Origin of the sequence: uncultured Phascolarctobacterium sp. (genome assembly GCF_937920985.1) — a bacterium.
In the GTDB taxonomy this organism is placed as follows: Bacteria; Bacillota; Negativicutes; order Acidaminococcales; family Acidaminococcaceae; genus Phascolarctobacterium_A.
Genome location: NZ_CALDXR010000047.1, coordinates 1 through 18,362, shown reverse-complemented (window position 1 = coordinate 18,362; position 18,362 = coordinate 1). Strand labels below are relative to the sequence as shown.

13 protein-coding genes are annotated in these 18,362 nt (G+C 50.5%); 10 read left to right on the top strand and 3 right to left on the bottom strand.

Annotated elements, in window-relative coordinates; translation table 11 throughout:
• Positions 1 to 37 precede the first annotated feature (37 nt).
• The 4 genes from Q0612_RS08360 to Q0612_RS08345 all read left to right on the top strand — a co-directional run bounded on the left by Q0612_RS08360 (position 38) and on the right by Q0612_RS08345 (position 5,000).
• Positions 38 to 2,539 (top strand): response regulator, encoded by a 2,502-nt coding sequence (locus Q0612_RS08360; RefSeq protein ID WP_298883312.1) that lies wholly within the window; start codon positions 38 to 40, stop codon positions 2,537 to 2,539.
• A gap of 22 nt (positions 2,540 to 2,561) precedes the next feature.
• Complete coding sequence (locus Q0612_RS08355; protein ID WP_298883309.1) at positions 2,562 to 2,927, top strand: Hpt domain-containing protein; 366 nt, start codon at positions 2,562 to 2,564, stop codon at positions 2,925 to 2,927.
• Positions 2,924 to 3,298, top strand: coding sequence for a fluoride efflux transporter CrcB (gene crcB / locus Q0612_RS08350; protein WP_210685144.1), 375 nt, complete (start codon positions 2,924 to 2,926; stop codon positions 3,296 to 3,298). The genes Q0612_RS08355 and crcB overlap by 4 nt, the downstream gene beginning before the upstream one ends.
• Positions 3,299 to 3,389: 91 nt before the next feature.
• On the top strand, positions 3,390 to 5,000 hold the full coding sequence (locus tag Q0612_RS08345; protein ID WP_298883300.1) for an AAA family ATPase: 1,611 nt from the start codon (positions 3,390 to 3,392) through the stop codon (positions 4,998 to 5,000).
• A gap of 85 nt (positions 5,001 to 5,085) precedes the next feature.
• On the opposite strand, the gene Q0612_RS08340 is transcribed toward Q0612_RS08345, so the two are convergent.
• Positions 5,086 to 5,955 (bottom strand): DMT family transporter, encoded by an 870-nt coding sequence (locus Q0612_RS08340; RefSeq protein ID WP_298883298.1) that lies wholly within the window; start codon positions 5,953 to 5,955, stop codon positions 5,086 to 5,088.
• Positions 5,952 to 6,755, bottom strand: coding sequence for a tRNA 2-thiocytidine biosynthesis TtcA family protein (locus tag Q0612_RS08335; protein ID WP_298883296.1), 804 nt, complete (start codon positions 6,753 to 6,755; stop codon positions 5,952 to 5,954). The genes Q0612_RS08340 and Q0612_RS08335 overlap by 4 nt, the downstream gene beginning before the upstream one ends.
• A 198-nt stretch (positions 6,756 to 6,953) precedes the next feature.
• Here Q0612_RS08335 and pcrA point away from each other — a divergent pair, with 198 nt between their 5' ends.
• A complete protein-coding gene (pcrA, locus tag Q0612_RS08330) occupies positions 6,954 to 9,179 on the top strand; it encodes a DNA helicase PcrA (RefSeq protein WP_298883294.1) in 2,226 nt (741 codons plus the stop codon).
• Positions 9,180 to 9,215: 36 nt separating this feature from the next.
• Positions 9,216 to 11,255 (top strand): NAD-dependent DNA ligase LigA, encoded by a 2,040-nt coding sequence (gene ligA / locus Q0612_RS08325; RefSeq protein WP_298883292.1) that lies wholly within the window; start codon positions 9,216 to 9,218, stop codon positions 11,253 to 11,255.
• Between the two features lie 45 nt (positions 11,256 to 11,300).
• On the opposite strand, the gene Q0612_RS08320 is transcribed toward ligA, so the two are convergent.
• Entirely contained in the window at positions 11,301 to 12,860 is a 1,560-nt protein-coding gene (locus Q0612_RS08320) for a sodium:alanine symporter family protein (RefSeq protein WP_298883290.1), read from the bottom strand.
• A gap of 292 nt (positions 12,861 to 13,152) precedes the next feature.
• Between Q0612_RS08320 and Q0612_RS08315 the strand changes: the two genes are divergently transcribed.
• The 4 genes from Q0612_RS08315 to Q0612_RS08300 all read left to right on the top strand — a co-directional run bounded on the left by Q0612_RS08315 (position 13,153) and on the right by Q0612_RS08300 (position 18,270).
• The gene (locus tag Q0612_RS08315) at positions 13,153 to 14,559 is read left to right on the top strand and encodes an FAD-binding oxidoreductase (RefSeq protein WP_040564517.1); all 1,407 of its coding nucleotides are present in this window, start codon (positions 13,153 to 13,155) and stop codon (positions 14,557 to 14,559) included.
• Between the two features lie 272 nt (positions 14,560 to 14,831).
• Positions 14,832 to 16,232, top strand: coding sequence for an FAD-binding oxidoreductase (locus Q0612_RS08310; protein WP_298883284.1), 1,401 nt, complete (start codon positions 14,832 to 14,834; stop codon positions 16,230 to 16,232).
• Between the two features lie 73 nt (positions 16,233 to 16,305).
• Entirely contained in the window at positions 16,306 to 17,703 is a 1,398-nt protein-coding gene (locus tag Q0612_RS08305) for an FAD-binding oxidoreductase (RefSeq protein ID WP_298883281.1), read from the top strand.
• Positions 17,704 to 17,949: 246 nt separating this feature from the next.
• Positions 17,950 to 18,270, top strand: coding sequence for a helix-turn-helix domain-containing protein (locus Q0612_RS08300; RefSeq protein WP_298883277.1), 321 nt, complete (start codon positions 17,950 to 17,952; stop codon positions 18,268 to 18,270).
• Positions 18,271 to 18,362 lie beyond the last annotated feature (92 nt).

Here is an 18,362-nt window from a genome sequence, read left to right as displayed (position 1 = left end):
TGCACTTGTTTGTTGACAGTGGCTCAATGGAGGGCTTATGGACTTTAAATTTTTTAGGAACAGAATAAAGGTATCTCTATACAGCATAGGCATCTTCGCCTTCTTCCTGCTTGTTTCCCTGGTGAGCCTGTATATTGTGCGCGAAAAAATATTGGATAATTCGCATATTATGGGACAGCAGTTGGCAGCCCGCTTTGCCACAAGGGAAACAGGACGCATAAAAGCTCAGGAAATGCTGCTGCGCAGTGCCGCGCAGAACCTTGCATATATGCTGGAAATGAAGCCCGATATGACGGATGCAGAGCTGGAGGAGGCGCTGACGCATTTTACCGATTATATGGAAAAAAATGCTGATGTGGGCCGCTTTGATATGTGCGCTGTAGTACACGGGCATCTTATTGGCAAGCGATTGGAGGGACAGCCGACAGATGTTGCTTCGCTGAAATGGTATCAGGCAGCGCTGAGCAATAAAAGCGGCGTAGCCTATACTAATTTATATCAATACGGCAAGAATAATGAGCGCCTGCTGACGATGGCCGTGCGCTTTAGCGATAACAATGTACTGGCGATGAATCTTTATCCGGAGCGTCTGAATGGCCTGCTGAGTGACAATAAGCTGCCGAAGGACAGCTATTACTACCTTTGCGATCCGTCCGGTAATATTATGTTTACCATCAATGACCGCAATCTGTCGATAGAAGAAGAGCAACCTTATGTAGATAAAATCTTTAAGGAAATCCGTGATTCTGACAGTGATGTATCTTATATTACCGACTATGAAGGCAATAAGCGCGGGGTTTACTACACGGTTTCGGAAAAGGGCTGGATATCTATTGTAACGATTCCCTATGATTTCCTGATGGGTGATTATAAGGATTTGATGCAGTGGTTCAGCCTGACGCTGGCCATTTTCCTGCTGCTGGCTGCCGGTTTGGCGCTGCGCGAGCATATGCTGAATAAACAGCTGCAAAGCATCAATGAGGTTATCCGCGTTATGAGCAAGTCCTTCCTGGCTGTGTTCAGAGTGAATTATGTTACCGGACGCTATTATATGCTGAAAAGCACCAGCCCGGGGCCGCAGGAGCCGGAGGGCGATTATGATGAGCTGCTGCAGGAGCTGATAAAGAATGTGGAGACGGAGGCTGCCGATGAGTTTGCGGCCAGCTTTTCACGTGAGCATATCAAAGAGCTGGTGGAGCGGCATATCAATGACTTCGGCGGTGAGTTCCGCCATCGCTTCGGCAAGGAATACAGATGGCTTAATGTCCGTCTGATGCGTGATGATTTGCTGAATAAGGACGAAGCGGTTTTCTTCTTCCGTGAGGTGGAGGCTGAAAAGCAGAAGGAGCTGGAGCATCTGCAGCTGACGGAGCAGGCGCTGCAGGTAGCACAAGAAAATGCCAAGTCCAGAAACATGTTCTTCTCCGCACTGTCGCACGATATGCGTGCGCCTCTCAACGGCATTATCGGCATGGCTGAGCTGGCAGAGCTGCACAAGGATGACTGCGGACAGGTGAAGGAATATATCCGCAAAATAAGCGCCGCAGGGCAGCAGCTGCTGACCTTGATTAACGATATTCTGGAAATGGCACGCCTGGACAACGGCAAGGTGGAGCATGTGCAGGAAACCTTTATGATTGCCAAGGTAGCGCAGGATACCAGCGATATTTTTGCGGCGCAGGCCGAGCTGGAGCAGAAGTTCTTTGACTCTCAGCTGATGCTGCAAGAAGATGAAATGGTGAGCGGCGATTTGCAGGGCTTGCAGCAGATTTTGAATAATATTTTGTCGAATGCGCTTAAATATACCAAGGCGCATGGCAAAATCAGCTTTTTGGCGCGTCGTGAGCCGGGCAATGAGCGCAACCGCGTGCATTATACCTTTGTTATTAAGGATACCGGCTGCGGTATGTCGGCCAAATTCTTGGAGAAAATCTATAAGCCGTTTGAACGCGACAGCCGTTTCGGTGTGCCGCGCGTTACCGGCACCGGTCTTGGTATGACGATTGTCAAAAGCTTGGTGGAGCGTATGGATGGCAGCATTCACATCAGCAGTCGTGTTGATGAAGGCACCTGCGTAATTATTTCTTTGCCGTTCAATATCGTGAAAAAGGTGGAAAGCAAGCCTCAGGATGCAATGCCGAAGCTGGAGGATTTTGCGGGCTGCAGAATTTTAGTAGCAGAGGATAACAGTATCAATATGGAGATTATCAGCGAGCTGCTGACGATGAACGGCCTGGAGGTTGTGCCTGCCTGCGACGGCAAGGAGGCTGTGGAGCTGTTTGAGGCTTCGGAGGAGGGCAGCATCAGCATGGTGCTGATGGATATGCAGATGCCGGAAATGGATGGCTGTGAGGCTGCCGAGGCTATCAGAGCTTTGCCGCGCGAGGATGCGCGTAAGGTGCCGATTCTGGCGCTGACAGGCAACAGCGGCAGTGATGACGTGGAACGCGCGATGGCTGCCGGCATGAATGATTTTATGGTGAAACCGGTACAGATGAAGCTGCTGGCGCAGATGATGAGTGCGTATCTGCAGCATTAAGAGCAGAAAGGGGTGCGAAGCCGTGCATTTACAGGAACTGCCGCAGTATGTGGCGATTGATATTCAGGAGGCGCTGGAGGAGCGCTTTATGGAAAGTGAAGCTATGTATGTGCGTTTTTTGCGCAAGCTGCTGACAACTGATGATTATAAATTGATGGAGGAGGCTGCGGATGCAGGTAACCTGCAGGATGTGCTGCGCTATGCGCACAATCTGAAGGGCGTGTGTGCAACGCTGGGGCTGACCGGCCTGCAGGCACAGTTTACCGATATTGTGAGTTTGTTGCGCAGCGAGGATTATACCATGCCTCAGCTGCAGGCGAAGCTGACAGCAGTGAAGAATGACTGGCAGCGCACGCTGCAATATATTGAGCAGCTGGAGAGTGCATGATGGAAATAATAAGTGTAGCAGTCGGCGGTGCTTTGGGCGCAGTGTGCCGTTATCTGCTGGGTAATTTTATCAGCAGAGCGAGCGGCAGCGCCCTTCCATGGGGAACCTTCGCCATAAATATCATAGGCTGCTTTTGCATGGGCCTTTTGATGACGCTGATTGTGGAGCGCGGTCTGCTGCCTGCGGCCTGGCGCCTGTTCTTGTGCGTAGGCTTGTTGGGCGGCTTCACCACCTTTTCCTCGTTTGGCTATGAAAGCCTGATGCTGCTGACGGAGGGTAATATCGCTGCCGCGGCAGCGTACAGCGGCGGCAGCCTGCTTTTGGGACTTGTGGCTGCTGGAGCAGGTGTGCTGGCGGGTAAAGGGGTATGAGGCTGACGCTGTAAGGAATAAACAACACTTGTGAAAATGTATGTTATAATCAGTGATATAGACTATGCGCAAAAGCAAGGGGGAGAATCATATGGGATTATTGTTAAATACTCTCTCTCCGGCAGTGTTATACGAGGAGATGGCTAAAAGTACATATTTTGTTGATAAAACAGCCTTTATAGGCCAAATGCTGCAACGTATAGGTACCAATGGCAAGTATGTGTGCATCACACGTCCGCGCCGTTTTGGCAAAACCGTTATGGCCAATATGCTGGGAGCATTTTTGACTAAAAGCGCTGCCACGAAAAAGCTTTTTGCACAGTTAACCATAGGACGTGATGCCGAGTCTATGCAGCATATTAATCAATATAATGTTATTTATATTGATTTCAGCAGAATCAGCAGTAATGATTACCAAAGCTATATAGATAATATTGCCGATGCCTTAAAAAACGATCTGCATAAGGCGTATCCCGATGTTGATTATCGTGCGGCAGGCGGCGTAGCTGAGGATTTGGAAAGAATTACTGCAGCGACGGGCGAAAGGTTTATTTTCATTTTTGACGAATGGGATGCAATCTTTCATGCTGCCTTTATTTCCGAAGATGACAGAAAAAAATACCTGCTGTTCTTAAAGGATTTACTTAAGGACAGAGTATATGTTCAGCTGGCGTATATGACTGGCGTACTGCCGATATCAAAATATACCAGCGGCTCGGAATTAAATACCTTTGCGGAATATAATATGGCTACTATGTCATTATATAGTGATGTTTTTGGCTTTAATGATGCGGAAGTAGATGCGCTGTTTGCCAAGTATCAGGCTTTGACGGCTCAACCGCAGGTTACACGTGAAGGCTTAAAAATATGGTACGACGGTTATCACACTGCTGCCGGTAATTTGCTGTATAATCCGCGCTCTGTTGTTATGGCTTTGCAGAATAACCAGCTTTATAATTATTGGACAAGCTCTGGTCCCTATGACGAATTATTTTATTATATCCGCAACAATGTGACTGCGGTGCGTGATGATTTGGCGCTGATGGCTGCTGGTGAACGCATACCCTTGAAAATACAGGAATATGCGGCTATGCTGCTGGAGCTTAATACAAAGCAGCAGATTTTTTCAGCGATGGTTGTTTATGGCCTGCTGACATATGAAAACGGCAAAGTGTTCATCCCTAACAAAGAATTGATGGATAAATTTAATGAGCTGCTCCTGAACAAGGATTCCTTGGGCTACGTACATCAGCTGGCGGTGAAATCGGAAGCGATGCTGCAGGCTACGCTGAAAGGCGATACCGCTACAATGAGCAGGATTCTGGAATTTGCGCACAATACGGAAACACCGCTGTTGGCGTATAACAATGAAACCGAGCTGGCTGCTATTGTTAATCTCATATATCTGGCAGCACGTGACAGATATAATGTCCAGAGGGAGGATAAGGTCGGGACAGGCTATGTTGACTTTATCTTCTATCCCTATCAGGAAAACGATGATTGCCTTATTTTGGAGCTGAAGGTGGACCATACGCCTGAGGAAGCGATTGAGCAGATTAAACGCAGACAGTATGCGCTCAAATTTGCCGGAACTTTGGGAGATGGCAGCAAGCGTTATAAAGGACGGATTTTGGCTGTCGGTATAGGCTATTCCAAGAAAACAAAGCAGCACCGCTGTAAGGTAGAGGTGCTGCAGAAATAGTTGGCTGTATAAAACAAAAAGCAATTTGTAACTGCGATTTGGCAGAAGCAAATTGCTTTTTATTTTTTATATTGTTAGTGTGTTTCTATGTTCTCCTGATATTCAACACGGCAATCGCCGCAAATATCAGTCCCATACCGATGATTTTCACCGGCGTCAGTGCTTCCGCAAAGAAAATAACACCGACAACGGCAGCGACAAAGGGCTCAATCGTCGCAAGGATGGAGGCTTGTCCTGCTTCAATCTGCTCAAGTCCCTTGGTGTAGAGCAGATAAGGAAGCACGGCGCAGAGCAAGCCCAGTCCTAAAACGCTGACGATGGACGGCAGGTCAATGGCTGCAAGACGCTGATAATCAAAATCTGCCAATGGCCAGGAGGCTGCAAGTGCCAGATAAAAGGTGTAGGCGGTGATGGTGAGTGATGAATATTTGCGCACGGCGTACTTGCCGAAGATGCTGTACAGCGCGTAGCCGAAGCCACTGCCCAGACCGTAGAGCAGGCCGCTGAGCGTGAGCGTCAGGCTGCTGCCGAAGACGCCGGTTACACAGGCGCAGCCGCTGAAGGTGAGTAGCAGAGCGAGTGCCTTGGTGCGCGTGAAGGCTTCACCGAAGCACAGCAGTGACATAAGCATAACAAAGACAGGCGCTGTGTAAAGCAGTAGCGCTGCCACTGCCAAGCTTGTCTGCTGCATGGCGTTGAAGTAGCAGTAGTTGAAGAATACCAGGCTGCAGATGCCGGTGCCTACGAAGAGCCAAAGGTCACGCAGTCTGATGCGCAGGGCGGCACGTCCTGAGCGCAGCAGCGGCAGCGTGACGCAGATTGCTGCTGCCAGCGAACGCAGGGCAACCATCTGCATGGAGCTGAAGCCATGAGCTGCCAGCGTTCTGACGAAGAGACCGATTAAACCCCAGCAGACAGCAGCGGCGATGATATAAAAATAGGCCTTTGTTTTCATTGCTCAGCCTGCTTTTTGCCACGTCCCCAGAAGGTGTGGAATTTTTGCAGCAGCTCCTTGCCGGGCTTGGGCGGCCACAGCTCCTGCCTGTCGCTGTCACGCATGGCTGCCGCCAGATGCTCGTAGATTTCCGGATACTGCGCGTTGAGCGCGGCGATATGCTCTTTGATGTCCTGACGCATGGTGTGACCGTCATAGGGACAGGGGTTTTTAATGGGCTTCAGGCCCAGCTTTGCCACCAGCTCGCGGATTTCCTGCTCGCGGTAGTAAAGCAATGGGCGCAGTACCGTGATGCCGGAGCGCGACAGCGGTGTTACGGGCAAGAAGGTGCGCAGCTGGCCGCTGGTTACAAGATTCATAAAGAAGGTTTCCACTGCATCGTCATTGTGGTGTGCCAAGGCCACCTTGTTGAAGCCAAGCTCCTGTGCGCGGCGGTTGGTGGCGGCGCGGCGGAAGTAGGCGCAGGTGAAGCAGGGGCTGCCGCCCTTTTTTTCGTGCGCTGCCATTACGTCAACATCGTCACTGTAGTGTGTAAGGCCGAACTGCGCGCAGAAGGCCTCCAGCTCCGCCTTGGGAAAGTTGGGTGCAAACATGCCGTTGACAGTGTAGCAGGCAAGGTCGAAGGGAATAGGCGAATATTTTTTGATTTCCGCCAGCATGGCTGTCAGAAGCATGCTGTCCTTGCCGCCGCTGAGGCCGACGAGGATGCGGTCGCCGGGCTGGAGCATGTCGAATTCTATAATAGCCCGCCACAGCTTGCTCAAATCCTTGGCGGGAACGAAGGTGCTTTTCTTAGTCATCTGTATAATCTCCTTTTGCATTACATAGCCTTATTTTAACACAATGCAGCTGCTTTTCCTAGCATCTCTCTAGGCAAAAGCGGTTGCTTTTCTTCTGCTAAGAGTCGCGTTTTGTGATATAATATTTAAGTCAAAAATATTTTTACCAAAGCAGAGGATGCAGGTGCATCCGTGAAATATTATGGAGGCTAACGACTGATGACCGATACAATGCAAGGACTCAATAAACAGCAGCTTGATGCAGTACAGACTATCAACGGACCGATGCTGATTCTGGCAGGCGCAGGCAGCGGTAAGACCAAGGTGCTTACCTGCCGCATTGCCCACCTGCTGCAGCAGGGCGTGCGTCCCTATCGCATTTTAGCGATTACCTTTACTAATAAAGCCGCCGCGGAAATGCGTGAGCGTGTAGACCGTATGGCAGGCGCTGCTGCCAGAGATGTGTGGTTGTTTACCTTCCATGCCTTCTGTGCGCGTCTTTTGCGCTACGAGCTGGAAAATCTCAACGGCTATGCCAATAATTTTGCTATTTACGATACAAGCGACAGCAAAAACCTGATTAAGCAGGTGCTGAAGGAAATGAACCTTGATGAAAAGCGTTTCCCGCTGCCGGCGATTATCAGCAATATCAGCAATGCGAAAAATGCTTTGCTGCTGCCTGATGCCTACGCCCGTGAGGCCTCCGGCTACTATGAGCAGCAGGTGGCAAAAATTTATGATGCTTATCAGAAAAAGCTGCAGGCCAACAATGCCGTAGACTTTGATGATTTGCTGCTGCTGGCGCTGCGTCTGCTGCAGGAAAACCCTGCGGTAAGAGAAAAATACCAGCGCAAGTTTGATTATCTGATGGTTGACGAATATCAGGATACCAACCATGCGCAGTACTTGCTGACGAAGATTTTGGCAGCAGGCCACAGAAACATCTGCGTCGTAGGCGATGCTGACCAGAGCATTTACGGCTGGCGCGGCGCCGACATCCAGAATATCCTCGATTTTGAAAAGGATTACCCCGATGCCAAGCTGGTAAAGCTGGAGCAGAACTACCGCAGTACGCAGGTTATTCTGGATGCCGCTAATGCCGTTATCGACAACAACAGCGGACGCAAGCCGAAAAATCTTTGGACTGCCAACGGCAACGGTTCGGAAATTGTTTACTATCAGGCGAACGATGAAAGAGATGAAGCACGCTATGTGATTGAAAATATGCAGAAGCTGCAGCTCAACGAAAGCGCCAAGCTGGGCGATATGGCAGTGCTGTACCGCACCAATGCGCAGTCGCGTGTATTCGAGGAAATGCTGATTAAAAGCGGTATCGCCTATACGATGGTCGGTGGTACGAAGTTCTACGAGCGCAAGGAAATCAAGGATGCGCTGGCTTATCTGCGACTGATTTTCAACCCCAGTGACAGTCTGAGCCTGCTGCGTATTATCAACGTCCCGCGCCGCGGTATCGGTGATGCTACGCTGGCACGTCTGCAGGAGCATGCTAATGCTACTGGCCAGACGCTGTTTGAGGTAGTGACTAATGCAGCTGATGTTCCGGGACTTGCCAGCCGTTTTGCCGGTAAGCTGGACGAGCTGAGCGAGCTGCTTTTTGAGCTGATGGGCGAGGCCGCTGATGTGCCGGTAAAACAGCTTCTAGATGATGTGTTGCTGAAAACCGGTTATCTGGAGGAGCTGCAAAGCAGCAAGGACCCGCAGGACGAAAGCCGTGTGGAGAACCTGAAGGAAATGCTGAGCGTAACCGAGGACTTTGCTGTCAAATGCGAGCGCAACGGCGAAGAACCGACGCTGGAAAACTTCCTGGCCGACGTAGCGCTGGTTGCCGATATTGATGATGCTGAGCTGGGTGAGGATGCAGTTACACTGATGACGCTGCATTCTGCCAAGGGCCTGGAATTCCCCAATGTCTTTTTGGTAGGTATGGAGGAGGGTATCTTCCCGCATTCCCGCACATTGATGAACGATGATGAGATTGAAGAGGAACGCCGCCTGTGCTATGTAGGCATTACGCGTGCGGAAAAGCATTTGTTCCTGAGCAACGCCAGAACACGCACTATCTACGGCCGCACGCAGTATTATACACCGTCCCGCTTTCTGCAGGAGGTGCCGCGTAATCTGGTGCATGTGATTAAACGTCAGTCACCGCAGCGTCCGGCGATGACGCAGCAGGTGCATAAGACGAGTGCAAAAGAGGCTGCTAACTGGTTTGAGCAGCACAAGGCCAGCTTCTTCCCGAAGGAAAGCAGTGCGGCGGCCGGCTGCAGCTTCCGCGTCGGTGATAAGGTTATGCATAAAAAATGGGGCGCAGGCACGATTGTTACTGCCAAGGCTGCCGATGATGGCCAGGAGGTTACAGTTGCTTTTGCCGGCGGTGGTATCCGTAGCCTGCTGACGAAGTATGCTAAGCTGGAAAAGCTGTAAGCCGTTTTGCAGATAAAAGTGTTGGAGGATAAAGCAATGGCAGAAATGGATTTATTTGCTGATGAGCGTGCGGCGGATTTGGCTGAGGCTGACAAGCTGCGCCAGGAAATCCGTCATAACGAATATTTATATTATGTATTAGACGCACCAGAGCTGACTGACGCTGAATATGACAGTCTGATGGCACGACTGCGTGAGCTGGAGGCGCGCTATCCTGATAGTATTCCGGCCGATTCTCCTACGCAGCGCGTCGGCGGCCGTGCCTCCTCGCAATTTACCGAGGTGCGTCACCTGGAGCCGCTGCTGAGCCTGGGCAACGTGTTTTCCGCCGAGGAGCTGCGTGCCTTTGATGAACGTGTTCGCAGCGGTCTGCCTGCAGGCAGCAAGGTGGAATACGTTATGGAGCCGAAGATTGACGGCCTGGCCTGCAGTCTGATTTACGAAAACGGTAAGCTGGTTCGCGCCGCTACCCGCGGTGATGGAGTGGTAGGCGAAAATGTTACGGCTAACGTGCGCACAATCCGTAGCATTCCGCTGACGCTGAAGGTGCCGGAGGGTGAAGCAGTGCCAGAGCTTCTTGACGTGCGCGGTGAGGTCTATATGCCGCGTCAGGCCTTTATGCGTTTAAACGAGCAGCGCGCGGAGCGCGGCGAGAGCGAGTTTGCCAATCCGCGTAATGCGGCGGCAGGCAGTCTGCGCCAGCTGGACCCGCAGGTGACTGCAAGCCGCAGCCTGAGCTTTTTTGCCTACTATCTGGTAGGCGAGGGAGCGCAGCCCAAGCACAGCGAATCGCTGGCTTTGCTGGCACGCTACGGCTTTAAGGTGAGCGAAAATTATAAGGTTGTTGAAAATATCGACGAGGCGATTAAATATATCGGCGATTTCAACGAGCTGCGTCAAGGCCTGTCCTATGATACCGACGGCGCTGTTATTAAGGTCAACGATGTTTACCAGCAGCGTATTCTGGGCGCGACAGGCAAGGATCCGCGTTGGGCAACGGCCTACAAATATCCGCCGGAGCAGGCGGAAACTACGCTGGAGGATATTGACTGGCGTGTAGGGCGCACAGGCGTACTGACGCCGACGGCAGTGCTGACACCGGTAAAATTAAGCGGCAGCGTTATCAGCCGTGCTACCCTGCATAATGAGGACTTTATCCGTGCCAAGGATATCCGCATCGGTGACAGGGTTGTTATCAACAAGGCCGGTGAAATTATCCCTGAGGTACTGCGTGTAGTTATTGAAAAGCGCACCGGTGACGAAAAAGAGGTGGAAATTCCCGGCGTATGCCCGGAATGCGGCTGGCGTGTAGAGCGTCAGGGCGAGGAGGCAGCTATCCGCTGCACCAATCCGCATTGTCCTGCGCTCGGACGCGAGGGCCTCATTCACTTTGTCAGCCGTGATGCAATGAATATCGACGGCTGCGGTCCTTCTGTTATCAATGCACTGCTTGATGCGGGCTTAGTGCGCGATGCTGCGGATTTGTACAGCCTGCGCAAGGAGGATTTGCTGAAGCTGGAGCGTATGGGCGAAAAGTCGGCGGATAATCTGCTGACGGCGCTTGCTGAAAGCAAGAAGAACGAGCTGGACAAGCTGCTCTTTGCTTTGGGTATCCGCCATGTTGGCGCCAAGGTGGCGCGTATTCTGGCAACGGAATTCGGCAGCATGGAAAAGCTGCAGCAGGCACAGCCGGAGGAGCTGGCACAGATTCGTGATATCGGTGATAAGATTGCGGAAAGCACCGTTACCTGGCTGAACGTACCGGCGAATATCGACCTGGTGGAGCGCCTGGCGGCAGCAGGACTGACGATGACGTTTACGCCGCCTGCCAGTCAGGAGGATAACCCCTTCTTCGGCAAAACTCTTGTCTTTACAGGCACAATGCCCACGTTAGGACGTGCCGAGGCCAAGACGATGGCGCAGGATGTGGGCGCTAAGGTCAGCGGCAGCGTCAGCAAAAAGACGGATTACGTCATTGCGGGTGCGGAGGCCGGCAGTAAGCTGGAAAAGGCACAGCAATTAGGCGTAACGGTTATTGATGAAGCAGAGTTCTTACGTCTGCTTAAAGGTGAATAGAGTATAAAAATAGCGTGGCTGCGAGTAGCGGCCACGCTTAATTTTTTAGTGATGATATTCGTTTTTGTGTTCCTTGGCCAAAGCGTCCCAAACAGGCAACTGCAGGCCGGCGATTTCGGAGGTGAACGGAGTACCGTCGTTCTTTTCGAAATGCTTCCAGGCACGCAGTACATATTTAAAGCCGATGTATTGCAGCGGTAAGTTGCAGTATACCATGAGGATGTTGGCGAAGTCGCTCAATTCCCAGAGTGCGCCTAAATCCATACCGGCGATGTTAGTGATAACGCCGAAGGAAATAACGATGAGGCACAGCACGCGGATGGCGTTGATGAAGGATGTCTTGCTGGAAATGCGGTTGGCGCACATTTCGGTGAAGGACATAAAGCCCAACAGGCAGGTGAAGGCAAACAGGCCGAAGCAAACGCTTACGAGCAGCGTAACAACGCTGTAAAGCATGTCACTGCCACCGGTCAGAGCGCCGCAGGAGGCGAGAAATTTATCCAGCTTGCCCATCTCGAACCAGGCATTGGCATCTGCCGTGAGCCACATGCTGCCCATGATAACGACAAAGCCTGTCAGAGTGCAGATAACGATGGTATCAAGGAATACGCCTAAAGCCTGCACACAGCCCTGCTCGCAGGGGTGGTCAACCTCTGCTGCCGCTGCCGGCATGGTGATGGTACCCTGGCCTGCTTCGTTGGACATCAGGCCGCGCTTGATACCTTGGCTGAGCGCCAGACCGAAGGCGCCGCCGAAAACAGCATCAGGAGCAAAGGCCTGCGTGAAAACGGAGCTGAAGAACAGCGGGATGCGCTCAAGGTTGCCGACAGTCAAGGCAATGACGGTGAGCACATAAATAACTGCCATAACGGGAACGATGCGGTCGGTAACCTTCGTTACCTTTTTAATACCGCCGAAGCTTATAACAGCAGTGATAACAATAAGCATTGCAAAGGAAATCCAGTAGAGCGAGGAATTGGTGGGAATGTTCACGCCGGAGATTTTGCTGGCGATGGCACCCACGGCGGAAATAGTGTTGAAGCCCTGCGCGGGGAAGCACAGCAGCGCATAAACGATATACAGCATGCTGAGCGCAACGCCGGCAGCGGCGGAATCGTTCAATAATTTGCGTGCGTAAAAGGGCAGGCCGCCGACATATTCGTTATCACGCTTTTCCTTGAAAATCTGCGAAAGCGTGGATTCTGCGAAGGATGTTGCCATGCCGAAGAAGGCGGAAACCCACATCCAGAACAATGCGCCCGGGCCGCCGATGGAAATTGCGCCGGTTACACCCAAAATATTGCCGGGGCCGACACGCATAGCGGTGGAAAGCAAAAAGGCTGTGAGTGAGGAAATACCGTTGCGCGTATGGTTGCGCTGCATCAGCACTTTCACGGCGAAAATAAAGTTGTGTATCTGGACAAAGTGCAGACGGAAGGTGAAGTAAATACCTGTGCCGACCAATAAAATAATTGCCAGACTGAAGTTTCCCAGAATGGGGATAGAACTGTACCAGTCGAGATTACAGGGGAAATCCCAGAACCAGTTGGAAACAATCTGGATTTTGGCGCAGATTGCGTTAACTGCATCAAATAAAGCTTGCATAAGACCTCTCTCCTATAGCTGTAAATTTATTTTGCCCTTGCGTTAAGGCGCAGCAAAGGCAGCTTCATTATCTATATCTTAACCTTTTTTATATTGCTTGGCAATGGGTGCGGGGAAGTATACAATATATGGCTGAGCCTATTTTCTCTGCAAGAAAAACTTTTTGTGTTGATTTCTCATACATAATTTACAGACAAACAGAGTGATTTGTACTATAATATAAAGTTAGATAAGTAACATCTGCTGTCTTTCGCACAGATGTCTATATGTAATTTAGAAATGAGGGAATATGATGAAAGAGTATAATTCCGTATCAGAACCGTTTTTAGCGGATGTGCGCGCCGTAGTAGGTGACGCCAATGTTTTTACCGAGCCTGAAAAGCTGGAGCAATATAAAACCGACGAGGAATATGATCCGCGCCGTTTCCGTGTGCCTGAGGCTGTTGTGCGTCCTGCCAATGCCGAAGAAATTGCCGCAGTTGTGAAGCTGTGCAATAAGTACAATGTGCCGCTGACTGTCCGCAGCGGCGGTACCAGCCTTGCCGATGGCGCAATTGCTGTCTGCGGCGGTATTGTACTGCTCATGGAGCGCTTGAATAAAATTATCGAGATGAATACCGAAGCGATGTATGTTGTCGCCGAAGCCGGCGTGCGTACAGTTGATATTCAGAAGATGGCCAATGAAGCAGGCTATCTTTACGCAGGTGACCCCTGCAGCGCCGAAAGCTGCCTGATCGGCGGCAATCTGGCAACCAACGCCGGCGGCAGCAAGGCAGTCCGCTATGGCGTTACCCGTAATCAGGTTTATAGCCTGGAGATGGTTACTCCGACCGGCGAAATCGTGGAGGTTGGCAGCCGTCTGAAAAAATGCAGCACAGGCTATTGCATGGAGCAGCTGGTAATGGGCAGCGAAGGTACTTTGGGTATTATCACCAAGGTAACCTTGAAGCTGCAGCCGATGCCTCCGTATCGCTTTGACCTGCTGGCAGTATTTGACGACCCGTTCAAGGCTCTTGATGTAGTGCCGAAGATTATGCAGGCCGGTCTGAACCCGACGAGCATGGAATATATGGATAATTCCTATGTGCGTGCCTGCGCCGATTATATTGAATTTAAGGGAGCACCGCATTATGAGGACGGTATTTACGTTATCATTACGGTAGAAACCTTCAGCGAGGATGAGCTGGACATGAAGATGGAGCAGCTCGACGAGCTGTGCGAGGCAGCAGGTGCCGTTGAAGTTCTGGAAGCGGATGACCGTATCTGGGCAATGCGCCGCAACTGCCAGGAATCTATCAGCCTTGTGAGCAAGGTTTCCCTGACCGACGATGTTGTTGTGCCTGTAGATCGCATTGCGCCGACCATTAAAGAAATTATGCATATCGGCAGCAAGTATCCCTTCCCGATTCCGGTAAAAATCAACGCGCATATCGGTGACGGCAATCTGCATATCGTTCTCTGCAAATGCGATTTGGATGATGCAACCTGGGAAAAAATCGTGCATGACTTCCATGAAGAGGTTTATGCCTATGCTTACGCTCAGGGCGGCCGCTTAGCCGGTGAGCACGGCATCGGTGCCAAGAAGCTGGCTTATATGGAAGAGTTTACGCCTGCCGGTGAGCTGGAGCTGATGCGCAGGATTAAGCTGGCTTGGGATCCGAATTTGATTTTAAATCCGGGTAAGGTGTTTAACGCATAAGTAAGAGCGCATATAAAGCACCATCTGCGTCGGGATGGCTCCTAGGAGTACGTGGAAGTACGCCGTCGTCGCCCTCCCTCGCATCTGATACTTTCTCTGCACTCTTTATAAAAATTAGAAAAAGTAGTGTATTATTGAGAAAATAAAATTCTGGCGCATATAAAGCACCATCTGCGTCGGGATGGTATCTGGGAGTACGTGGAAGTACGCCGGCGGTGCCTGTTCTTCGCCTCTGATACCTTCTCGTCAGCCTTTAGAAAAGGTAGTGTATTATGAGCAATTACAATTCTGTAACTCCTGAATTTATTGATGAATTAAAAACGCTGTTGGGCGAAAAATATGTCAAAACCGATGCTGATACGCTCGACCGCTATAAGACGGACGAGGAGGCGGACGAGCGCTGCTTCCATCTGCCGGATGTAGTGGTAATTCCGGCAAACGCCGAGGAAATTGCCGGTGTGGTGAAGCTGTGCAACAAATATCTCATTCCGCTGACCGTGCGCGGTGGCGGTACAGGCATCGTTGACGGCGCTATTGCCGACAAGGGCGGCGTAGTGCTTTTGATGGAACGTCTTAACAAAATTATCGAGCTGAATAAGGAAGGCTTGTACATGGTAGCACAGGCCGGTGTGCGCACGCTGGATATTCAGGCAGCGGCGAAGGCGGAGAATCTGCTTTATGCAGGTGACCCGTCGAGCAGCGACAGCTGCCAGATCGGCGGTAATCTGGCGACGAATGCCGGCGGCATCAAGGCTGTGCGCTACGGTGTAACGCGCAATCAGGTCTACGCTGTGCAGATTGTTACGCCTTACGGCGATATTGTTGACCTGGGCTCTCCGCTGAAAAAATGCAGCACAGGCTACTGCATGGAGCAGCTTGTTATTGGCAGTGAGGGTACGCTGGGTATCATTACGCAGGTAACACTGAAGCTGCAGCCCTTGCCTCCGTATAAAATTGATATGCTGGCAATTTTCCATGACCCGATGGCGGCAATCGGCGTTGTGCCGCAGCTTGTGAAAGCAGGTATTGACCCGACAAGCATTGAATATATGGATAATCCTAATGTGCGGACAACCTCGGAATATCTTGAGTTCCCCGGTGCACCGCATGTTGAAGACGGTATTTACGTTATTATTACGATAGAAACCTTCAACGAAGATGAGCTGGACATGAAAATGGAGCAGGCCAGCGATATCTGCGAGGCCGCAGGCGCTGTGGATGTTCTGGAGGCTGATGAGCGTATCTGGTCAATGCGCCGCAACTGTCTGGAATCTGTGAGTCTTATCAGCAAGGTGTGCACGACGGATGACGTAGTTGTGCCAGTTGATGAAATGAGCGATATGATTCAGTACATCATTAAAACGGTGGCAAAATATCCCTTCCCTCTGCGTATCAACGCACATATCGGTGACGGCAACCTGCATATCGTTTTGTGCAAGCTGGATTTGTCCGACGAAGAGTGGGAAGCCGAACTGAGCCGCTTTACGGAAGAGGTTTATACATATGCTTATGCGCATGGCGGACGTCTTTCCGGGGAGCATGGCATTGGCAGCAAGAAGGCACACTTTTTGGAGCGCTTTACTCCGAGCGGTGAGCTGGAGCTGATGAGAAAAATTAAAAAAGCCTGGGATCCGAATAATATCCTGAATCCAGGCAAGGTTTTTAATTTATAAGACTATCTCAATGGTCTGCTGTAAAACTAAAATATGTAGCATTGTAGCTAAGTAGCAAAGGAGAGATTTTAGTATGACAAATTACAATCCCGTAACCGAAGAAGTCCTGGAGGAGCTGCGTAAAGCAGTCGGCGCAGAGCATGTAAAAAATGATGCCGAAACTCTGGAGCGTTACAAAACCGACGAAGAGCCGGACGCTCATTACCATCATCTGCCGGAGGTGGTTGTAGCACCGGGCAGCACCGAAGAGGTGGCTGCTATTATGAAAATCGCCAATAAATATCTTGTTCCTGTAACTCCGCGCAGTGCCGGAACCAGTGTATCTTGTGGTGCGATTCCTGTTTTCGGCGGTATTGTGCTGCTGATGGAGCGCATGAATAAAATTATTAAGCTCGATGCCGATGCTATGTATATGGAGGTTGAAGCAGGTGCGCTGACCTCCGATATCCAGGCTAAGGCTAATGAGGTAGGCCTGCTGTATGCCGGTGACCCCTGCAGTGCTGACAGCTGCATGATCGGCGGCAACATTGCAACCAACGCCGGCGGCAACAAGGCTGTACGCTACGGCACTACCCGTCATCAGGTTTATTCTATTGAGGTTGTTACTCCGACCGGTGAAATTGTTGAGCTGGGCAACCGTCTGAAAAAATGCAGCACCGGCTACTGTCTCGACCAGCTGGTAATGGGCAGTGAGGGTACTCTTGGTATTATCACCAAAGCAACCTTGAAGCTGTTGCCGCTGGCTCCGTATCGTCTGGATATCCTTGCTGTCTTCACCGAGGTACAGAAGGCTGTCGACCTGGTGCCTGCACTGGTTAAGGCCGGCCTGAATCCGACAAGTGTTGAATTTATGGACAACGGCTTTGTACGTGCTGCCAGCGATTATGCAGAACAGCGTCTGCCGCATTACGAGGATGGCAGCTACGTTATCGTTACCGTGGAAACCTTTAACGAGGACGAGCTGGATATGAAGATGGAGCAGCTTGACGAAATCTGTACTGCCTGCGGTGCAACCGACGTTGTTGAAGCAGACGAGCGCGTATGGAAGGTGCGCCGCAGCTGTCTGGAAGGCTCCAAGGCATTGAGCAAGGTTTCTACCTCTGATGACCTTGTTGTACCTATCGACAAAATTGCTGTCTGCCTGAACCACCTGATGGAGGTTTCCAAGCAATTTGATTTTGAATGCATGTGTCTGGCGCACGCTGGCGACGGCAACCTGCATTTCAACTGCCTGAAGATGGATATGAGCGATGAGGAGTGGGAAAAACAGCTCGCAGAGTTCCACAAAATCTGCTACGCATATGTTTACAGCCTGGGCGGCCGTCTTTCCGGCGAGCATGGTATCGGTGCGAAAAAGATTGACGCACTGGCAGCTTATTGCGACCCGGTAGAAATGTCTATCATGAAGACTATTAAACGCGCTATGGACCCGAACAATATCCTGAATCCGGGCAAGCTTATCCGTGCCTGATTCTTTTTGAGCACTGCTGAATAATTTTAATATAGCGTCCGACGTACTCTTATATGCAAGAGTACGTCGCTTTTTTTATTTACAATATTCCTCGCCTACATTATAAATGTTGCCAACTTGATAGAGGCAGAGTTAAATAAATTGCGGAAAATTAAAAAACTATTGCTTGTAAAATACGTATATGTTATAATGCTGTCTATATAAATTTAATTAGGAATAATGAATATATATTATGAAAAGGGGAGGATGATGATGAATATGAATATGACAGAGGAATACAATCGCCTGATAGGCAAGCGTGTAAAAATGCAGCGCATCTCAGCAAAGGTATCTCAGACAGATTTAGCGAAAGAGTTGGGGGTAACTCAGACGCATTTGAGCAACATCGAAAACGGACGTGCGGGTTTGACAATCCCAAATCTGATTAAGCTGCATCAGATTTTGGAATGCCCTATCAGTTCTTTTTTTGTTGATATCGAAGGGGAAAAGGAAGCTGATAATAGCAGCGATATAACTCTGGAAAATGTTATGGAGCTGGCAAGACTCCTGAAAAAGGCGCGTGCCTGAAATAAAAAGCAAAGTCATTTAAGGGCTTTGCTTTTTATTTTTGCTGGTGCGCCCAGCATGGGCGATAACTAGGTGGTGAAAGTCCACTACGC

Bases quoted from the DNA above. Each gene is read 5' to 3' on its own strand.
- pcrA (WP_298883294.1), top strand. From the start codon at position 6,954: ATGACCGATACAATGCAAGGACTCAATAAACAGCAGCTTGATGCAGTA.
- Q0612_RS08340 (WP_298883298.1), bottom strand. From the start codon at position 5,955: ATGAAAACAAAGGCCTATTTTTATATCATCGCCGCTGCTGTCTGCTGG.
- Q0612_RS08345 (WP_298883300.1), top strand. From the start codon at position 3,390: ATGGGATTATTGTTAAATACTCTCTCTCCGGCAGTGTTATACGAGGAG.
- Q0612_RS08360 (WP_298883312.1), top strand. From the start codon at position 38: ATGGACTTTAAATTTTTTAGGAACAGAATAAAGGTATCTCTATACAGC.
- Q0612_RS08335 (WP_298883296.1), bottom strand. From the start codon at position 6,755: ATGACTAAGAAAAGCACCTTCGTTCCCGCCAAGGATTTGAGCAAGCTG.
- Q0612_RS08305 (WP_298883281.1), top strand. From the start codon at position 16,306: ATGACAAATTACAATCCCGTAACCGAAGAAGTCCTGGAGGAGCTGCGT.
- crcB (WP_210685144.1), top strand. From the start codon at position 2,924: ATGATGGAAATAATAAGTGTAGCAGTCGGCGGTGCTTTGGGCGCAGTG.
- Q0612_RS08315 (WP_040564517.1), top strand. From the start codon at position 13,153: ATGAAAGAGTATAATTCCGTATCAGAACCGTTTTTAGCGGATGTGCGC.
- ligA (WP_298883292.1), top strand. From the start codon at position 9,216: ATGGCAGAAATGGATTTATTTGCTGATGAGCGTGCGGCGGATTTGGCT.
- Q0612_RS08320 (WP_298883290.1), bottom strand. From the start codon at position 12,860: ATGCAAGCTTTATTTGATGCAGTTAACGCAATCTGCGCCAAAATCCAG.
- Q0612_RS08310 (WP_298883284.1), top strand. From the start codon at position 14,832: ATGAGCAATTACAATTCTGTAACTCCTGAATTTATTGATGAATTAAAA.
- Q0612_RS08300 (WP_298883277.1), top strand. From the start codon at position 17,950: ATGATGATGAATATGAATATGACAGAGGAATACAATCGCCTGATAGGC.